Consider the following 17384-nt stretch of genomic DNA (forward strand, 5'->3'; position numbering starts at 1 on the left):
AAGTACCTGAGCCCAGGCCAGTCCCGGTGCGGTCAGGGCTTCGGCCTTGACCGGCAACTTGCGAAGATCAGCGACTGTACATTGCCAAAGCCGGGGCCCGTCATGAGGATTCGTTTGAGGAGCGGTGCCCTTGGCAGCCTGGCGCCGCTTCTCGTCCTGCTGATGCTTGGGTCGTCGGCGGTCGCGCAGCAGTCGAAGCCGAAGGGCAACGCTCTCCGGCAAATCGCATTGTGCAGCGGCGCGGATCGCTCGCAGCCGGACGCGCGCATCGACGGCTGCACCGCGCTGATCGATCAACAGGAGGATCTTTCGAAGGCGGCTCTTGCCACCGTCTACAACAATCGCGGCAACGCTTATGCCGCCAAACGCGATTACGACCGTGCGATTGCGGATTATGACGAAGCGAGCAAGCTCAATCCGAGCTACATCAAGCCGATCAACAACCGCGGCGTGGCCTTCCTGAAGAAGCGCGACTACGATTTGGCGACTGCGGCCTTCGATGAGGTCATCCGCCTCAATCCCAATTACGGCCAGGCCTTCGCCAACCGCGCCGGCGTCTACCTGAAGATGAACGACTACGATCGCGCGGCGCAGGACTACGACGCGGCCATCCGCCTCGGGCCGAACCTGCCCGGCGTCTGGAACGGACGCTGCTGGACCCGCGCGATCCTTGGCGCGCTGCAGGCGGCGCTCGAGGATTGCAACAAGGCGCTGCAGTCCGGCCCCGGCAACGCCGCGACCTATGACTCGCGCGGACTGGTCTATCTGAAGACCGGCCAGCTGACTGCGGCGGTCGACGACTATAATTCGGCGCTCCGGTTCGATCCGAAGCTGGCGAGCGCGCTCTACGGGCGCGGCCTCGCCAAGCTGAAGCTGGGCAACCGGTCCGGCGGCAATACCGATATGGCCGCGGCCCGGGCGATCCAGGGCAGCATAGGCGACGATTTCCTGCGCTACGGCGTGCGATAGCACCAGCGCAAACGCCGCAGCGCCGCGCGGCGTCGAGGCGGCTCCCCACGGCCGGCGGACGCTTATAGGATTCCTATAACGTCCCTATTCGCCACATCTCGAAAACCTATGCCGCGGATGGCACCTCACCACCATCCGGCGCGGTGGCATTTATGCGGCCAGCCGCGCCCTGTGACGCACAGGAGTTTCTCATGATGGACATCGTCATGGCGGCGCTTGCAATCGGCTTCTTCGCAGCCGGCATCGGCTACGCCTATGCCTGCGAACGGCTGTAAGGGGAGGCGGCGATGATCTTCGACTACTCGCTCGCCGGCCTCGTCTCGCTCGGCCTGCTGTTCTACCTCACCTACGCATTGCTGCGCCCGGAACGCTTCTAGGTATCAGCCATGCTCGCGCTTTGCCAGATCCTCGTCGCCGACGCGGTGCTCACCGGGCTGCTGCTCGGCGTGTTCGCGTCGCTGCTGCGCTACGCCCCCATTCGAAAGGTTTGACGCGATGACCGTCGTCGGCTGGATTCAAATTATACTGTTCTGTGCGATCGTCACTGCGCTGGTCAAGCCGCTCGGCTGGTACATGACCCGCGTGTTCAATGGCGAGCGCACCTTCCTCTCCCCGGTGCTGCGTCCGGTCGAACGCGGCATCTACTGGGTCGGCGGCGTCGACGAGCGGCGCGAGCAGCACTGGCTGACCTATACGGTCGCCATGCTGCTGTTCCATGTCGGCGGCTTCTTCCTGATCTACGGGCTGATGCGGCTGCAGCAGGCGCTGCCGTTCAACCCGGCCGATCAATCGGCGGTCGCCCCGGATCTCTCGTTCAACACCGCGATCTCCTTCATCACCAACACCAACTGGCAGAACTACGGCGGCGAGAGCACGCTGTCCTATCTGGTCCAGATGCTCGGCCTGACCCACCAGAACTTCCTGTCGGCCGCAACCGGCATCGCGCTCGCGATGGCGCTGATCCGCGGCTTCTCGCGCTCCTCGGTGCGCACCGTCGGCAATTTCTGGGTCGACGTCACCCGCACCACGCTCTACGTGCTGCTGCCGATCTGCATCGTCTACGCGCTGTTCCTGGTCTCGCAGGGCATGCCGCAGACGCTGCATGCCTATGTCGACGCCACCACGCTGGAAGGCGGCAAGCAGACCATCGCGCTCGGGCCGGTCGCCTCGCAGGTCGCCATCAAGATGCTCGGCACCAATGGCGGCGGCTTCTTCAACGCCAACGCCGCGCATCCGTTCGAGAACCCGACCGCGCTGTCGAATCTCGTGCAGATGATCTCGATCTTCGCGATCGGCGCCGCCATGACCAACGTGTTCGGCCGCATGGTCGGCAACGAGCGCCAGGGCTGGGCGATCTTCGCCGTGATGGGTGTGCTGTTCGTCGCGGGCGTCGCAATCACCTATTGGGCCGAGGCCAACGGCACCTCGACGCTGCAGGCGCTTGGACTGACGGGTGGCAACATGGAGGGCAAGGAGGTCCGCTTCGGTATCGTCGCGTCCTCGCTGTTCGCCGTGGTCACCACCGCCGCCTCTTGCGGCGCGGTCAACGCCATGCATGACAGCTTCACCGCGCTCGGCGGCATGATCCCGCTGATCAACATGCAACTCGGCGAGATCATCGTCGGCGGCGTCGGCGCCGGTCTCTACGGCATGCTGCTGTTCGTCGTGCTGGCGATCTTCGTCGCCGGCCTGATGGTCGGCCGCACGCCGGAATATGTCGGCAAGAAGATCGAGGCCCGCGAGGTCAAGATGGCGATGCTCGCGATCCTGGTGCTGCCGCTGATGTATCTCGGCTGGACAGCCGTTGCGGTGGTGCTGCCATCGGCGGTGGCATCGATGGCCAATGCCGGCCCGCACGGCTTCACCGAGGTGCTGTACGCCTTCACGTCCGCCACCGGCAACAACGGCTCGGCGTTCGGCGGCCTGACCGGCAACACCTTGTTCTACAACCTGACGCTCGCTTCCTCGATGTTCGTCGGCCGCTTCTTCATGATCGTGCCGGCGATGGCGATGGCCGGCTCGCTGGCGGGCAAGAAGTCGATCCCGCCGTCGGCCGGCACGCTGCCGACCACCGGCGGCCTGTTCGTCGGCCTCGTCGTCGGCGTCATCCTGATCATCGGCGGCCTGACCTTCTTCCCGGCGCTGGCGCTCGGACCGATCGTCGAGCAGCTCGCGATGAACGCCAACACCCTGTTCTGATCGAATTTTGTCCGGAGTGACAACCATGGAAACCACAAAACTGCAGAAGCGGGTGACGGCGTCGACCATGCTCGATCCGAAGATCCTGGTGCCTGCGATCAAATCGGCCTTCGTCAAGCTGGATCCGCGGCTGATGGCGAAGAACCCCGTAATGTTCGTCGTCGAGGTCGTGGCCGCGCTGACCACCGTGATCTTCGTGCGCGATCTCGTCACCGGCGGCGCCAGCCTCGGCTTCACCTTCCAGATCATCCTCTGGCTCTGGTTCACGGTGCTGTTCGCCAACTTCGCCGAGGCGGTCGCCGAAGGCCGCGGCAAGGCGCAGGCGGAATCGCTGAAGAAGACCCGCACCGAGACCCAGGCCAAGCTGTTGACCGGCACCGACCGCACCTACCGCATGGTGCCCGGCACCTCGCTGAAGGTCGGCGACGTCGTGCTGGTCGAGGCCGGCGACAACATCCCGTCCGACGGCGAGGTGATTGAGGGCGTCGCCTCGGTCAACGAGGCCGCGATCACGGGTGAGTCCGCGCCCGTGATCCGGGAATCCGGCGGCGACCGTTCGGCGGTCACCGGCGGCACCCAGGTGCTGTCGGACTGGATCCGCGTCCGCATCACCGCGGCGCAGGGCTCGACCTTCATCGACCGCATGATCAAGCTGGTGGAGGGCGCCGAGCGGCAGAAGACGCCGAACGAGATCGCGCTCAACATCCTGCTCGCCGGCCTCACCATCATCTTCGTGTTCGCGACGGTGACGATCCCAAGCTATGCCGCCTATGCCGGCGGCTCGATCTCGGTCGTGGTGCTGGTGGCGCTGTTCGTCACGCTGATCCCGACCACGATCGGCGCGCTGCTGTCGGCGATCGGTATCGCCGGCATGGACCGCCTGGTGCGTTTCAACGTGCTGGCGATGTCCGGCCGCGCGGTGGAAGCCGCCGGCGACGTCGATACGCTGCTGCTCGACAAGACCGGCACTATCACGCTCGGCAACCGCCAGGCGACCGCGTTCCGGCCGATCCGTGGCGTCTCCGAGCAGGAACTGGCGGACGCCGCGCAGCTCGCCTCGCTCGCCGACGAGACGCCGGAGGGCCGCTCGATCGTGGTGCTGGCCAAGGAGAAATACGGCATCCGCGGCCGCGATATGCACGAGCTCGCCGCGACCTTCGTGCCGTTCACCGCGCAGACCCGCATGAGCGGCATCGATGCCGGCTCGTCCTCGGTCCGCAAGGGCGCGGTGGATGCGATCCTGAGCTATGTCGAGGGCGGCGAGTCCCGCACCGTCGCCTCCGGCAACACCGTCCGCGCCGTCGCGGCGACGATGAGCGCCGAGGCGCGCGAGGTTCAGTCGATCGCAGACGAGATCGCCAAGGCCGGCGGCACGCCGCTCGCCGTGGCCAAGGACGGCAAGCTGCTCGGCGTCATCCACCTGAAGGACATCGTCAAGGGCGGCATCCGCGAGCGCTTTGCCGAGCTGCGCCGCATGGGCATCCGCACCGTGATGATCACCGGCGACAACCCGATGACCGCGGCCGCGATCGCCGCCGAAGCCGGCGTCGACGACTTCCTGGCGCAGGCAACGCCCGAGGACAAGCTCAAGCTGATCCGCGACGAGCAGGCCAAGGGCAAGCTGGTGGCGATGTGCGGCGACGGCACCAACGACGCCCCGGCGCTCGCCCAGGCCGATGTCGGTGTCGCCATGAACACCGGCACCCAGGCCGCGCGCGAGGCCGGCAACATGGTCGACCTCGACTCCAACCCGACCAAGCTGATCGAGGTGGTCGAGATCGGCAAGCAGCTATTGATGACCCGCGGCGCGCTGACCACGTTCTCGATCGCCAACGACGTCGCCAAATACTTTGCGATCATCCCGGCGATGTTCCTCGCGTTCTATCCGCAGCTCGGGGTGCTGAACATCATGCACCTCGCAAGCCCGCAGAGCGCGATCCTGTCGGCGATCATCTTCAACGCGCTGATCATCATCGCGCTGATCCCGCTGGCGCTGAAGGGCGTCAAGTATCGCGCGATCGGCGCCGGGGCGCTGCTCGGCCGCAACCTGATGGTCTACGGCCTTGGTGGCATCATCATCCCGTTCATCGGCATCAAGGCGATCGACCTCGTCGTCGCCGCCCTGGGCCTGGCGTAACTCATGCAACCCCGTCATTGCGAGCGCAGCGAAGCAATCCATCTCTCCACCTGCTGAAGCATGGATTGCTTCGTCGCTTCGCTCCTCGCAATGACGGAGAATTTTTCGGAGACTTATCATGTTGAGAGAAATCCGCCCCGCCATCCTGGTGCTGGCCTTGCTCACCGCGATCACGGGCCTTGCCTATCCGCTCGCCATGACCGGGATCGCCGGCGTCATCTTCCCGACCCAGGCGCAAGGCAGCCTGATCGAGAAGGACGGCAAGGTGATCGGCTCCGCCCTGATCGGGCAGGAGTTCAAGGACGACAAATATTTCCACGGCCGCCCGTCGGCGACGGTGGCGCCCGATCCGAACGACTCCTCCAAGACCGTGTCGGCGCCGTACAACGCGGCCAATTCCGGCGGCTCCAATCTCGGCCCGACCAGCAAGGCGCTGGCCGACCGGCTGAAGGATGACGTCGAGAAATTGAAGGCGGAGAATCCGTCGGCGCCGGTGCCGGTCGATCTCGTCACCACCTCGGGCAGCGGGCTCGATCCCGACATCTCGCCGGAGGCCGCGTTGTTCCAGGTGCCGCGGGTCGCCAAGGCACGCGGCATGTCTGATGATGCGGTCCGCCAACTGGTGACGGAGAACACCAAGGGCCGCTTCGCCGGCGTGCTCGGTGAGCCGCGCGTTAACGTTCTCGCGCTCAACCTGGCGCTGGATGGCGCCGGCGCGAAATAGGGGAGTAGGCTGCCTCTCGCAGGATGACTATATTGAGGTATGGCCAGTCAGAGCCGCGACCCTGAAAAACGACCCTCGCCGGATGCGCTGCTCGAGGCAGCGCGCCGGGAGACCGACCGTTCCGGACGGCTGAAGATATTCATCGGCGCCGCGCCCGGGGTCGGCAAGACCTACGAGATGCTCTCGAGCGCCCACGCCCGCCTCAAGGCGGGCGTCGACGTCGTGATCGGCGTCGTCGAGACGCATGGCCGGGTGGAGACCGAGGCACTGGTGAAGGGCCTCGAAGTGGTGCCGCGCAAGCGGCTCAGCTATCGCGACCAGGGCCTTGAGGAGATGGACCTCGACGCCGTGATCGCGCGGCGCCCGCAGCTCGCGCTGGTCGATGAGCTCGCGCACACCAATGCGCCGGGCAGCCGGCATCCGAAGCGCTATCTCGACGTCGAGGAACTGCTGTCGCACGGCATCGACGTCTACACCGCGATCAATATCCAGCATATCGAAAGCCTGAACGACGTGGTCGCGCAGATCACCCATGTGCGGGTCCGCGAGACAGTGCCAGACTCCGTGATCGATCGCGCCGACGCCATCGAGCTGATCGACCTCACGCCGGACGATCTGATCCAGCGGCTGAAGGAGGGCAAGGTCTACGTGCCGCGGCAGGCAGAGCGGGCGCTGGAGCATTATTTCTCGCCGGGCAACCTGACCGCGCTGCGCGAGCTGGCGCTGCGCCGTACCGCCGAACGGGTCGACGAGCAGTTGCTCAACCACATGCAGGCCAATGCGATCGCCGGCCCATGGGCGGCGGGTGAGCGCATCCTGGTCTGCGTCAGCGAGGATCCGCGCGCGGCCGGCCTCGTGCGCTACACCAAGCGCCTTGCCGACCGGCTGCATGCGCAATGGACCGCGATCAGCATCGAGACGCGGCGCAGCCTGCAACTGACCGACGAGCAGCGCGACCGGCTTGCCGACACCATGCGATTGGCTGAAGCGCTCGGCGGCGAGGCGCTCACCATTCCCGGCGTCGGCCGCCGCATCGCCGACGACATCATCAATTTCGCGCAAGCCAACAACATCACCCAGATCATCATCGGCAAGTCCACCCGCTCGCGCTGGTTCGAACTGACACGTGGCTCCGTCGTGCACGATCTGGTGCGCCGCGCCGGTAACATCAGCGTCAATGTGATCGCCGGCGACGAGGGGCCGGTCGGCAAGGCGGTGGTGCGGACCGCGCAGCGGCAGGAGGCGTTCAACCCGCGGCCCTATCTGATGTCGCTGCTGCTGGCGGCGATCGGCCTTGCCGCGGCCAAGCTGATCCAGCCGTATTTCGGCATCGAGAATGTCGACCTTGTCTTTCTGACCGCGGTCGTCAGTGCGGCGGCGCGCTACGGGCTGTGGCCGTCGCTGCTGGCGAGCGTGTTCGCCTCGCTGTGCTACAATTTCTTCTTCCTGCCGCCGGTCTATACGTTCACCATCACCGATCCGACCAATGTGGCGGCGTTCTTCTTCTTCATGCTGATCGCGCTTCTGGTCTCCAATGTCGCGGCGCGAGTGCGCGTCCAGGCCGACACTGCGATCGGCCGCGTTCGCACCACCGAGTCGCTCTATGCGTTCAGCCGCAAGCTCGCCGGCACCGCGACGCTCGACGACGTGCTGTGGGCGACCGCCTACCAGATCGCCCTGATGTTGAAGGTGCGCGTGGTGCTGCTGCTGCCGGAAGACGGTGTGCTCACGGTCAAGACCGGCTATCCGCCCGAGGACCAGCTCGACAAGGCCGATATTGCCGCCGCCAGTTGGGCCTGGGGCAACGACCGCCCGGCCGGCCGAGGCTCGGACACGCTGCCCGGGGCGAAGCGGCTGTTCCTGCCGATGCGCACCGGCCGCGGCCTGATCGGCGTGATTGGCATCGACGACGACCGTACCGGACCGCTGCTCACGCCGGACCAGCGCCGGCTGCTCGACGCGCTGGTCGACCAGGGTGCGCTTGCGATCGAGCGCGTGCTGTTGGTCGAGGACATGGACCGCGTCAAGCGCACGGTGGAATCCGACCGCTTGCGCGGCGCGCTGCTGACCTCGATCTCGCATGATCTCAAGACGCCGCTCGCCTCGGTGCTCGGGTCTGCCTCGACGCTGCGCGATCTCGGCGCCAATCTGACCGACGCGCAGAAGCACGACCTGCTCGCCACCGTGATCGACGAATCCGAGCGGCTGAATCGATTTATCGCCAATCTGCTCGACATGACCAAGCTGGAGTCCGGCGCGATCGTGCCCAATACCGCGCGCCACGATATCGGCGAGATCGTCGGCAGCGCCTTGCGCCGCGCCGCCAAGATCCTGGTGCATCACAAGGTGTCGCTGGATCTTGCCGCCGACTTGCCGATGCTGGAGCTCGACGCCGTACTGTTCGAGCAGGTGCTGTTCAACCTGCTCGACAATGCCGCGAAATACGCGCCGGCGGACACTACGATCTCGATCCGAAGCACCCGGGACCGTGACAGCGTCACGCTGCAGATCATGGACGAGGGCAACGGCATTCCGGCGGCCGAGCTGGAAAGCGTTTTCGACAAGTTCTATCGCGCCGAGAAGGGCGACCATGTCCGTCCCGGCACCGGCCTCGGCCTTGCGATCTCGCGCGGCTTCGTCGAGGCGATGCGCGGCACGATCTCGGCGGCCAACCGCTCCGACCGGAGCGGCGCCGTCATCACCATACGCCTGCCGGTTACGGCCGCGACCGACGCACTGGATACTGCTGCATGAATGCGACGCCCATCAAGGTCCTGGTCATCGACGACGAGCCGCCGATCCGCAAGCTGCTGCGGATGGGGCTCTCCACACAGGGCTACGACATCCTGGAGGCCTCCAACGGCAAGATCGCGCTGGAGATGCTGGCCGAAGGGCCGGCACTGATCATTCTCGATCTCGGCCTGCCCGACATCCAGGGCCATGATCTCCTGCGCATGATCCGCGGCCGCAACGAGAGCGTCCCGATCGTCGTGCTGTCGAGCCGCGGCGACGAGGCGGGCAAGGTGCAGGCGCTCGACCTCGGCGCCGACGACTACCTGACCAAGCCGTTCGGCATGGACGAACTTCTGGCCCGCCTGCGCGCGGCGCTGCGCCATCAATTGCAGGTGCAGGGCGAGCGGCCGGTGTTCCGCTCCGGCGATCTCTCAGTCGATCTGGTGCGCCGGATCGTCAAGGTCGGCGACAAGGACATCAAGTTGTCGCCGAAGGAATACGACCTGCTGCGCGTCCTGGTGCAGCACGCCGGCAAGGTGCTGACGCACCGCTTCCTGCTGAAGGAATTATGGGACGAGCTGACCGACGCGCAGTATCTGCGCGTTTATGTCCGCCAGCTGCGCCAGAAGATCGAAGCCGATCCCGAGCGCCCGCAATTCGTGCTGACCGAGACCGGTATCGGCTACCGCCTGCGCGCCGCGGATTAGCCGCTCACCTTTCGGTCTTGTAGCCCGGATGAGCGAAGCGATATCCGGGGATCTTCCCGCATGTCGCTGCGCTCATGCGGGCTACGCTCCATCCCAAATGGCTGTCGAGGCTGCTGCCGGATTTCGGAATATTGGAAGAGTAATGCTGAGTTGCCCGACGTGTCAAGGGCCCAGTCGAGCCTCGGCCGCCACCGGCTACTTTGCATGGGGTTGTTTTTCGACATTTGGTAGCCGCGCCCCGACAGCATGTAGCCAGGATGAGCGAGGCGATATCCGGGGTGTGTCCCCGCATTTCGCTCTGCTCATGCGGGCTACGCGGACTGCCGTTCTGGAACCTTCGCTCCGGGCGAGGATTGGATTCCCTTACCGGGAGAGCAAACCATGGCAAGAAAGTATTCGCGCAAGGCATCAAGCGACGTCGAGCGCGTGATGAAGAAACGCAAGGCCGGCACGCTGCGCAGCGGCCGCTCCAAGAAGAAGGTGACGAGCCGCAAGCAGGCGATCGCCATCGGCCTGTCCGAAGCGCGCGCCAAGGGCCGCAAGGTGCCGAAGAAGACGAAGAAGACTACGAAGAGGCGCAAGACCGCGAAGAAGCGGTAAGCTATCCACCCGTCATTGCGAGCGAAGCGAAGCAATCCACCTCACCGCGCATTCGGAAGATGGATTGTTTCGTCGCTTCGCTCCTCGCAATGACGGGGTGAAGGCTTACCCCGCCTTCCGTCGCCGCGCGGTCGACCGGTGCGCCTTCTTCGCCGCACGACGGGGCGTGGTCTGCCGGCGGGCGGTGGAGCGTGAGCGGCCCGCACTGCCGCCGCCCTTCAGGCTCTGCTTCAGCGCATCCATCAGGCTCACCACATTGCTCGGCTTCTCCTCGCGCTCGGTGGCCTTGATCGGCTTGCCGGCGGCCTTGCGGCGGACCAGCGCCTTCAGCGCGGTCTCGTACTCGTCCTTGAACTTCGTCGGATCGAAATGCGCGGCCTTGCTGTCGAGGATGTGGCCGGCGAGCTCGATCATGTCTTTCGTCACTTTCGGGCTCTTGATGTCGTCGAAATAGTCGCCGGCATCGCGTAGCTCATAGGGGTAGCGCAGCGTGGTGCCGAGCAGGCCCTTGTCGAGCGGTTCGATCGCGATGACGTGCTCGCGGTTGGTCAACACGATGCGCGCCAGCGCGACGCGGTCCTGGTCCTTCATGGCGTCGCGGATCACCGCAAAGGCGTCAGCGCCGGCCTTGCCGTCGGGACGGATGTAATAGGGATGGTCGAGATAGCGCTTGTCGATCTCGCCCTCGGGCACGAAGCTGTCGATGTCGATGGTGTGGTTGCTCTCGATCTGCACCGCCTCGAGCTCGTCCTTCTCGATCTCGACATATTTGCCCTTGCTGACCTCGTAGCCGCGGCCCTTCTGGTCGCCCTCGACGATGTCGCCGGTCTCGGCATCGACCATCTGCTGCTTCAGCCGGTTGCCGGTCTCGCGGTTGATCATGTGGAAGCGGGTCTTCTCGACCGCGGTCGAGGCCGGATAGAGCGCCACGGGGCACGACACCAGCGAGAGTTTGAGCGTGCCTTTCCAGTAGGCGCGGGGAGCGGCCATGATCGTCTCCAAACAACTTGAGTTTGGAACTTGAACGGATACCGTGGGTTTTGGTTCCTGATCGGCCGCGCGGGCGGCGGCCGTCGTTTGTGCCGAGGTCGACGTGCCGCTGAGAAACCTGTCCACCTACCGCAAGAAACGCGATTTCGAGAAGACCAGCGAGCCGTCGGGCGAGGTCGAGGTCGCGCCCGCCAAGCAGCGGCGTTTCGTCATTCAGAAGCACGATGCGACGCGGCTGCACTACGACTTCCGGCTCGAATTCGACGGCGTCTTCAAGTCCTGGGCGGTGACGCGCGGCCCCTCGCTCGATCCGCACGACAAGCGGCTGGCCGTGGAGGTCGAGGATCATCCGCTCGACTACGGCGATTTCGAAGGCACGATACCCGAGGACCAGTATGGCGGCGGCACGGTGCAGCTCTGGGACCGCGGCTTTTGGCAGTCCGACGATCCCGAGCGCGGCTTCAAGAAGGGCGATCTGAAGTTCACGCTGGAAGGCGAGAAGCTGCACGGCAGCTGGGTGCTAGTGCGGATGAAGAACGACCGCAATGGCGGCAAGCGTACCAACTGGCTCTTGATCAAGCATCGCGACGAATACGCCGTCGACGGCAACGGCGAGGAGATTCTCGCGGAGGACCGCTCCGTCGCCTCCGGCCGCTCGATGCAGCAGATCGCGGCCGGCAAGGGCAAGGCACCAAAGCCGTTCATGCTGGCCAAGGGCAACGGCAAGGCCGATGCCGTCTGGCAGTCCAACCACGGCATGGCCGCGGAGGCGCGCGGACTGACCAAGGCGCCGTCCCCCAAAGAACAGCTGAAGGCGCGGCCGGCGGCGAAGCCGAAGCAGGTTTCGGAGATGCCGGACTTCGTCTCGCCGCAACTCTGCGCCGCGGTCGAGAGCCCGCCCAATGCCACGGGCTGGTGCCACGAGATCAAGTTCGACGGCTACCGCATGCAGCTGCGGGTCGAGGATGGCGAGGCCGTGCTCAAGACCCGCAAGGGGCTCGACTGGACCGGCAAGTTCGGTGCAATCGCGAAGGAGGCGAGCCGGCTGCCGGATGTCCTGATCGACGGCGAGATCGTCGCGCTCGACAACAACGGCACGCCGCATTTCTCGACACTGCAGGCCGCATTGTCGGACGGCAAGACGGACAGCCTGATCTTCTATGCGTTCGACCTGCTGTTCGAGGGTACCACCGATCTGCGCCCGCTGCCGCTATCCGAGCGCAAGGCGCGGCTTAAGCGGCTGCTCGAGGCGCGCAAGGGCAAGAACCCTGTGATCTGCTATGTCGAGCATTTCGAGGAGCGCGGCGAGGCCGTGCTGGAATCGGCGCGCAAGCTCGATCTCGAAGGCATCGTCTCCAAGCGGCTCGACGGCGCCTATCGCGCGGGTCGCTCCGACGACTGGACCAAGGCGAAGATCCGCGCCGGCCACGAGGTGGTGATCGGCGGCTGGAAGTCCACCAACGGCAAATTCCGCTCGCTGATGGCCGGCGTCTATCGCGGCGATCATCTGGCCTTCGTCGGCATGGTCGGCACCGGCTTCGGCGCGGACACGGTCCGCCGCATCATGCCGGCGTTGCAGGCGGCTGCGGCAGACAAGAGCCCGTTCGGCGGCAAGGATGCGCCGAAGAAGACCCGCGACGTGCACTGGCTGAAGCCGGAGCTGGTTGCCGAGATCGAGTTCGGCGGCTGGACCGATGCCGGCAATATCCGCCAGGCGGCGTTCAAGGGCCTGCGCCAGGACAAGCCGGCGCGCGAGGTGGAGGCCGAGACGCCGGTCGCAACCAGGGTGGTAAGGCCGATGGCCAAAGGGATCGCAAAGACGAGCGCGGCGCAGACCAAAGGCGCGGGCAAGGCCTCCAGCACGGTGATGGGTGTCGTCATCTCGCATCCGGACAAGGCGCTGTGGCCCGATGCCGGCGACGGCGCGGCGGTGACCAAGCTCGACCTCGCAAACTATTTCGAGGCGGTCGGCGAGTGGATGATCGGCTACCTCAAGGGCCGGCCGTGCTCGATCGTGCGCGCACCCGACGGCATCAAGGGCGAGACCTTCTTCCAGCGCCACGCGATGGCCGGCACCTCGAAGCTGCTCAAGCTCGCCAAGGTGTCGGGCGATCGCAAACCCTATCTGCAGATCGACCAGGTCGAGGGCCTTGCGGCCGTCGCGCAACTCGGCGGGCTCGAGTTGCATCCGTGGAATTGCGCGCCGGACGCCTATGACACGCCGGGCCGGCTGGTGTTCGATCTCGATCCGGCGCCGGATGTTGCGTTCTCGGACGTGGTCGAGGCCGCCAAGGACATGCGCCAGCGGCTCACCGCGGTCGGTCTCGAAAGCTTCTGCAAGACCACCGGCGGCAAGGGCCTTCATGTCGTGACGCCGCTGCTCTCAGGCGCCAGGGACAAGGTGACGTGGAAGGAGGCCAAGGCGTTCGCGCAGGCCGTCTGCCAGTGGATGGAGCAGGACGATCCCGAGCGCTACCTGATCAACATGTCGAAGGCCAAGCGTCAGGGAAAGATCTTCCTCGACTATCTGCGCAACGATCGTCTTTCGACCGCCGTCGCTGCGCTGTCGCCGCGGGCGCGCCCGGGTGCCACGGTGTCGATGCCGCTGACCTGGACGCAGGTGCGCGGCGATCTCGATCCGAAGAAATACACGGTGCGTACCGTGCCTGCGCTGCTGGCGAAGAGCAAGGCGTGGGACGGTTATGAGGATGCCGCGGCGTCGATCAAGGCGGCGATGAAGAAGCTTGGAGCACAGTAGAAAGCGAGGTTAGCCTCTTGCTGAACTGCGTAGGGTGGGCAAAGCGAAGCGTGCCCACCATTCTTGCACCGCCTCGTGAAGGTGGGCACGGCGCGTCGCGCCTTTGCCCACCCTACGAGGATTGCGGGTATCTACAGCCTCCCGAGCAGCAAGAGGATCAGCAGGATCACGATCACCAGGCCCAGTCCGCCGCCGCCGTAATAGCCGGTGCCGTAGAACGGACCGCCGCCGATGCCGCTGAAGCCGCCAAGCAGCGCGATCACCAGAATGATCAGAATGATGGTTCCAATTGACATTTCAGGTCTCCTCAGCCCGCGGGCCTTTCGATCTCTGCCCTTCGGCTGGGAAAACAAACCGCAACTTCGAAGGTTCCGGATTTGGCGGTGCCATAAAACTGTGTGATTCTTCCGTTTTTGGTGGAACAGAACTACATCAAGCAAATCCAAGCAGGAGGTTCGTGCGATGTCGGCGCCACTGATCGTTTCGATCCCGCATAGTCTCGGCCGCGACGAGGCGATGCGTCGCATCAAGACCGGCCTGTCGCGCGCGACGGCGAGCTTGCCCGTGGTCAACGTCGACGAGGAGCGTTGGGACGACAACCGCATGGACTTTCGCGTCCGCGCGCTGGGTCAGGTGGCGGTCGGGCATGTCGATGTCGAGGACGCCACTGTCCGCGTGGAGGTGACGTTGCCCTGGCTGCTGCAGGGCTTCGCCGAAGCGGCGCAGGCGGCGATCCAGAAGCGCGGGCAGCTGCTGCTGACCAAGCGCTGAGGCCGGCTAGGATCGGACCTGGGCGCGACTCCGCTTTGCGGGGCGCTTTGCCGTCACCGCGACCTTCGCCTTCAGCACCGCGACCGGCAGCCGCGCAAACAGCGCGGACAACTCAATCCCGTCCTTGCCGATCGCACTCGCAAATCCCGGCATATCGAGCATCCCCTCAAACGCCCGCGGCTGCGGCCACGTGCGTCCGCCTTGCGTGAACGGCGCAAGCGATCGCGCCAGCGCGACGATGGCGGCGTCGCGGCCGTGGCGGCGCGCGAAGGCGACGACGTGATCGCGGTGCGGGCCGCTTACGGTAAGCGGCTCGTAGTCGCCGCCGGTGAAGACATCGGCCATCTCGCTGCGCAACCGCAAGAGATGCCGCGTCCATGCGAACTTCAACCGGCCGTCGCGCCAGCTCTGCGCCAGCGCGTCCCAATCCGGCGTCTCCAGCGCCGCAAGCGCCGTTGCGCGTCCAGCGAAATCGACCGGACGGCGGTTGTCCGGGTCGACCAGCGAGAAATCCCACAGTTCCGTGCCCTGGTAGAAGTCCGGCACACCCGGCATCGTCGCCTTCAGTGTGATCTGGCTCAGCGAGTTCAGCGCGCCGAGCAGCGCGGTGCGTTGCGCCAGCGTCTGCAGCGCGTCGAGGAACTCGGGCGATGTCTTGCGATCGAGGATGCGCTCGATGAAGGTCGCAACGCCGGCTTCATAGGGCTCGTGCGGATTGAGCCAGCTGGTCTCCTGCTTGCCCTCGCGCGCCGCCTTCAGCGCATAGGCCTGGATGCGCGCAGTGAAGTCCTTATCATCGGGGTCGAAGGCGCCGATCAGGGCCTGATACAGCATGTATTCGAATGTCGCCGACGGCGCGCGGATCTCGCCGTCAAGCACCAGATGCGGCGCGTTCAGTACCTTCCAGCGTGAGACCGCGCTGGTCCATTCGCCGGGGATTTCCGCCAGCGCCATGATGCGGGTGCGGGCGTCCTCGCCGCGCTTGGTGTCGTGGGTCGCGGTCGAAGTCATGCCGTGCGGCCAATCGCGGACGCGGGCCTGCATCATGGCGTGAAAGCGGTCGGCAGGAAGCGCGTTCGCCGCCGGATCGCCGCCGACCTCGCTCAGTGCCAGCAGGCGGTGATAGCGATAGAAGGTGGTGTCCTCCAGCGACTTCGCCATCATCGGCCCGGTGAACTGCTGCACTTTCAGCGCAAAACGACGGACGCGCGGCGCGCTATGCGGGGGACGCCCGGGCTTCAGCAGATCCATCGTCAGGGCATCGCGCAGGAAGTCGAAGATGCCGTCGTCGGCGGCGAACCAGTCGGCGCGGGCGCGCGCGATGGTCTGGTCGATCAGCGCGCGATCATGCGCGTTCGGCGGCGAGGAGGTGAGGTAGGTGCGGTAGACCGGGAAATGCAGCACGTAGAGCTCGAGCGCCTGGCGCAGGCTGTCGGCCGAGAAGTCGCGGCTCGAGTAATGGCCGTTGGCGATGCGTGCCAGTAGCCGCGCCAGCACGGTGAACTCACTGGTCAGCAGCGTCTCCAGCACGCGACGCTTGGCCTCGCGCAGCACCGGCTCAAGCGCCGGCGACTGGCTGCTGATCTGGCGCCAGATCTCGCCGAGCGGATCGAGGCCCGCGCCGTCGACCAGCACTTGGCTGATCGTGTTCATCCATTCATAGCCGGTGGTGCCGTGGACGCCGCTGAACGCGGGCAGCTTCTCGTCCTCGCCGAGGATCTTCTCGATCACCATGTAGAACGGCCGCGCCTTGGCGCCTTGGGCGGCGCGGATCAGGCGGCGCAGCCGGTGGAAATATTGCGCGGGATCGCGCAGGCCGTCGATATGGTCGAGCCGCAGGCCCTGCAGCCGGTCCTCCGCGATCAGCCGCTTCACCAGGCCGTGGCTGGCCTCGAAAGTGGCGGCATCCTCGACCCGCAGGCCCGCCAGCGTGTTGATGTCGAAGAAGCGGCGATAGTTGATGTCGCTGGAGGCGAGCCGCCAATGGCCGAGCTTGTAGTGCTGGCGCTCCAGCAGATGATGCAGCGCCAGCGTCTGGGTGGGGCGATCCTCGCCGGCGCGATAGGCGACGAGCCCGCGCGCGATGATGTCGGCGCCGCCGGCGATGGCGCGCAACTCCGCCTTGAAGGCCGGCGCCTCGGCGCGGTTCGGATGACGCAAGCCCCGATAGCGCGCGGCGAGAGCGAGCATGGCGCGGCCGGCCGCGCTGTCCTCCGCAGCGGCCTCGCGGACGATGGCCCGCAGCACCTCGCCATAGCGTTCCGGCGCGATCGGCAGCCGGTGCTCATAGTACCAGGCTGAGAAGCTGCCTTCGATCTCGTCGTAGCGCAGCTCGATCTCGCCGTGCTCCAGCGCCTGGCCGTAGGACAGGCCGAGGATCGGCAGCAGTACGCCGCCGCGCGCCCGATAAGGCAGCTGATCCCAGTCGATGTCGAAGGAGGCGGCATGCGGCGAGGCCGGTCCCCATTCCAGCATGTCGAGCCACCATGGATTGTCGGCGAAATGCACGCCGACATGGTTCGGCACGAAATCCAGGATCAGGCCGAGATCGTTGCGCTTCAGCGTGTCGCTGAACCGCGCAAAGCCTTCCTCGCCGCCGAGTTCCGGATTGAACTTGGTGTGGTCGACGACGTCATAGCCATGGGTCGAGCCCTTGCGCGCCTTCATGAACGGTGAGGCATAGACGTGGCTGATGCCGAGCGTCTTCAGATACGGCGCCACGGCGGCGGCAGCATCGAAGTCGAAGTCGGCAGTCAGTTGCAGGCGGTAGGTCGCGATCGGGATCGCGAGAGGCAT

Annotated in this window: 14 protein-coding genes; 11 read left to right on the forward strand and 3 right to left on the reverse strand. The window is 65.7% G+C overall.

The features are described 5' to 3' along the window. Positions 1-102 precede the first annotated feature (102 nt). The 9 genes from JQ633_RS01745 (at position 103) to JQ633_RS01780 (ending at position 10069) form a co-directional block, all read left to right on the forward strand. Entirely contained in the window at positions 103-969 is an 867-nt protein-coding gene (locus tag JQ633_RS01745; RefSeq protein WP_211981682.1) for a tetratricopeptide repeat protein, read from the forward strand. A 152-nt stretch (positions 970-1121) separates the two neighbouring features. Beyond that, positions 1122-1244, forward strand: coding sequence for a hypothetical protein (locus JQ633_RS35375; RefSeq protein ID WP_283812732.1), 123 nt, complete (start codon positions 1122-1124; stop codon positions 1242-1244). A 12-nt stretch (positions 1245-1256) separates the two neighbouring features. Continuing rightward, positions 1257-1346 carry a K(+)-transporting ATPase subunit F gene (locus tag JQ633_RS01750; protein ID WP_016846764.1) on the forward strand — a complete coding sequence of 30 codons (90 nt, stop codon included), beginning with the start codon at positions 1257-1259 and terminating at the stop codon, positions 1344-1346. A 118-nt stretch (positions 1347-1464) separates the two neighbouring features. Next, the gene (gene kdpA, locus JQ633_RS01755) at positions 1465-3168 is read left to right on the forward strand and encodes a potassium-transporting ATPase subunit KdpA (protein ID WP_211981684.1); all 1704 of its coding nucleotides are present in this window, start codon (positions 1465-1467) and stop codon (positions 3166-3168) included. Positions 3169-3193: 25 nt separating this feature from the next. Continuing rightward, complete coding sequence (kdpB, locus tag JQ633_RS01760; RefSeq protein ID WP_211981686.1) at positions 3194-5305, forward strand: potassium-transporting ATPase subunit KdpB; 2112 nt, start codon at positions 3194-3196, stop codon at positions 5303-5305. Between the two features lie 118 nt (positions 5306-5423). Further along, positions 5424-6029, forward strand: coding sequence for a K(+)-transporting ATPase subunit C (locus JQ633_RS01765; protein WP_211981688.1), 606 nt, complete (start codon positions 5424-5426; stop codon positions 6027-6029). Positions 6030-6068: 39 nt separating this feature from the next. Beyond that, entirely contained in the window at positions 6069-8783 is a 2715-nt protein-coding gene (locus JQ633_RS01770) for a sensor histidine kinase (protein WP_211981689.1), read from the forward strand. Next, on the forward strand, positions 8780-9469 hold the full coding sequence (locus JQ633_RS01775) for a response regulator (protein ID WP_211981691.1): 690 nt from the start codon (positions 8780-8782) through the stop codon (positions 9467-9469). Before JQ633_RS01770 ends, JQ633_RS01775 begins: the two co-directional genes overlap by 4 nt. 381 nt (positions 9470-9850) lie before the next feature. Beyond that, entirely contained in the window at positions 9851-10069 is a 219-nt protein-coding gene (locus JQ633_RS01780) for a DUF6496 domain-containing protein (RefSeq protein ID WP_211981693.1), read from the forward strand. Positions 10070-10174: 105 nt separating this feature from the next. Here the strand turns inward: JQ633_RS01780 and JQ633_RS01785 are convergent, their stop codons facing one another. Continuing rightward, positions 10175-11059: a Ku protein gene (locus tag JQ633_RS01785; protein ID WP_211981695.1), complete on the reverse strand. Its 885-nt coding sequence runs from the start codon at positions 11057-11059 to the stop codon at positions 10175-10177. Positions 11060-11162: 103 nt separating this feature from the next. On the opposite strand from JQ633_RS01785, the gene ligD reads away from it, so the two are divergent. Then, positions 11163-13817 (forward strand): DNA ligase D, encoded by a 2655-nt coding sequence (ligD, locus tag JQ633_RS01790; protein WP_211981696.1) that lies wholly within the window; start codon positions 11163-11165, stop codon positions 13815-13817. Positions 13818-13948: 131 nt separating this feature from the next. Here the strand turns inward: ligD and JQ633_RS01795 are convergent, their stop codons facing one another. Next, positions 13949-14113 carry a DUF3309 family protein gene (locus JQ633_RS01795; RefSeq protein WP_021080901.1) on the reverse strand — a complete coding sequence of 55 codons (165 nt, stop codon included), beginning with the start codon at positions 14111-14113 and terminating at the stop codon, positions 13949-13951. Positions 14114-14279: 166 nt separating this feature from the next. On the opposite strand from JQ633_RS01795, the gene JQ633_RS01800 reads away from it, so the two are divergent. Continuing rightward, positions 14280-14588 carry a polyhydroxyalkanoic acid system family protein gene (locus tag JQ633_RS01800; protein WP_211981697.1) on the forward strand — a complete coding sequence of 103 codons (309 nt, stop codon included), beginning with the start codon at positions 14280-14282 and terminating at the stop codon, positions 14586-14588. Between the two features lie 6 nt (positions 14589-14594). Here the strand turns inward: JQ633_RS01800 and treY are convergent, their stop codons facing one another. Further along, the gene (treY, locus tag JQ633_RS01805; RefSeq protein ID WP_211981699.1) at positions 14595-17384 is read right to left on the reverse strand and encodes a malto-oligosyltrehalose synthase; all 2790 of its coding nucleotides are present in this window, start codon (positions 17382-17384) and stop codon (positions 14595-14597) included.

The organism is Bradyrhizobium tropiciagri (assembly GCF_018130505.1).
GTDB lineage: Bacteria > Pseudomonadota > Alphaproteobacteria > Rhizobiales > Xanthobacteraceae > Bradyrhizobium > Bradyrhizobium tropiciagri_B.

Coding starts and splice junctions, on each gene's coding strand:
- JQ633_RS01745 (WP_211981682.1), top strand. CDS start 103: ATGAGGATTCGTTTGAGGAGCGGTGCCCTTGGCAGCCTGGCGCCGCTT.
- JQ633_RS35375 (WP_283812732.1), top strand. CDS start 1,122: ATGCGGCCAGCCGCGCCCTGTGACGCACAGGAGTTTCTCATGATGGAC.
- JQ633_RS01750 (WP_016846764.1), top strand. CDS start 1,257: ATGATCTTCGACTACTCGCTCGCCGGCCTCGTCTCGCTCGGCCTGCTG.
- kdpA (WP_211981684.1), top strand. CDS start 1,465: ATGACCGTCGTCGGCTGGATTCAAATTATACTGTTCTGTGCGATCGTC.
- kdpB (WP_211981686.1), top strand. CDS start 3,194: ATGGAAACCACAAAACTGCAGAAGCGGGTGACGGCGTCGACCATGCTC.
- JQ633_RS01765 (WP_211981688.1), top strand. CDS start 5,424: ATGTTGAGAGAAATCCGCCCCGCCATCCTGGTGCTGGCCTTGCTCACC.
- JQ633_RS01770 (WP_211981689.1), top strand. CDS start 6,069: ATGGCCAGTCAGAGCCGCGACCCTGAAAAACGACCCTCGCCGGATGCG.
- JQ633_RS01775 (WP_211981691.1), top strand. CDS start 8,780: ATGAATGCGACGCCCATCAAGGTCCTGGTCATCGACGACGAGCCGCCG.
- JQ633_RS01780 (WP_211981693.1), top strand. CDS start 9,851: ATGGCAAGAAAGTATTCGCGCAAGGCATCAAGCGACGTCGAGCGCGTG.
- JQ633_RS01785 (WP_211981695.1), bottom strand. CDS start 11,059: ATGGCCGCTCCCCGCGCCTACTGGAAAGGCACGCTCAAACTCTCGCTG.
- JQ633_RS01795 (WP_021080901.1), bottom strand. CDS start 14,113: ATGTCAATTGGAACCATCATTCTGATCATTCTGGTGATCGCGCTGCTT.
- JQ633_RS01800 (WP_211981697.1), top strand. CDS start 14,280: ATGTCGGCGCCACTGATCGTTTCGATCCCGCATAGTCTCGGCCGCGAC.
- treY (WP_211981699.1), bottom strand. CDS start 17,384: ATGCCTCTCGCGATCCCGATCGCGACCTACCGCCTGCAACTGACTGCC.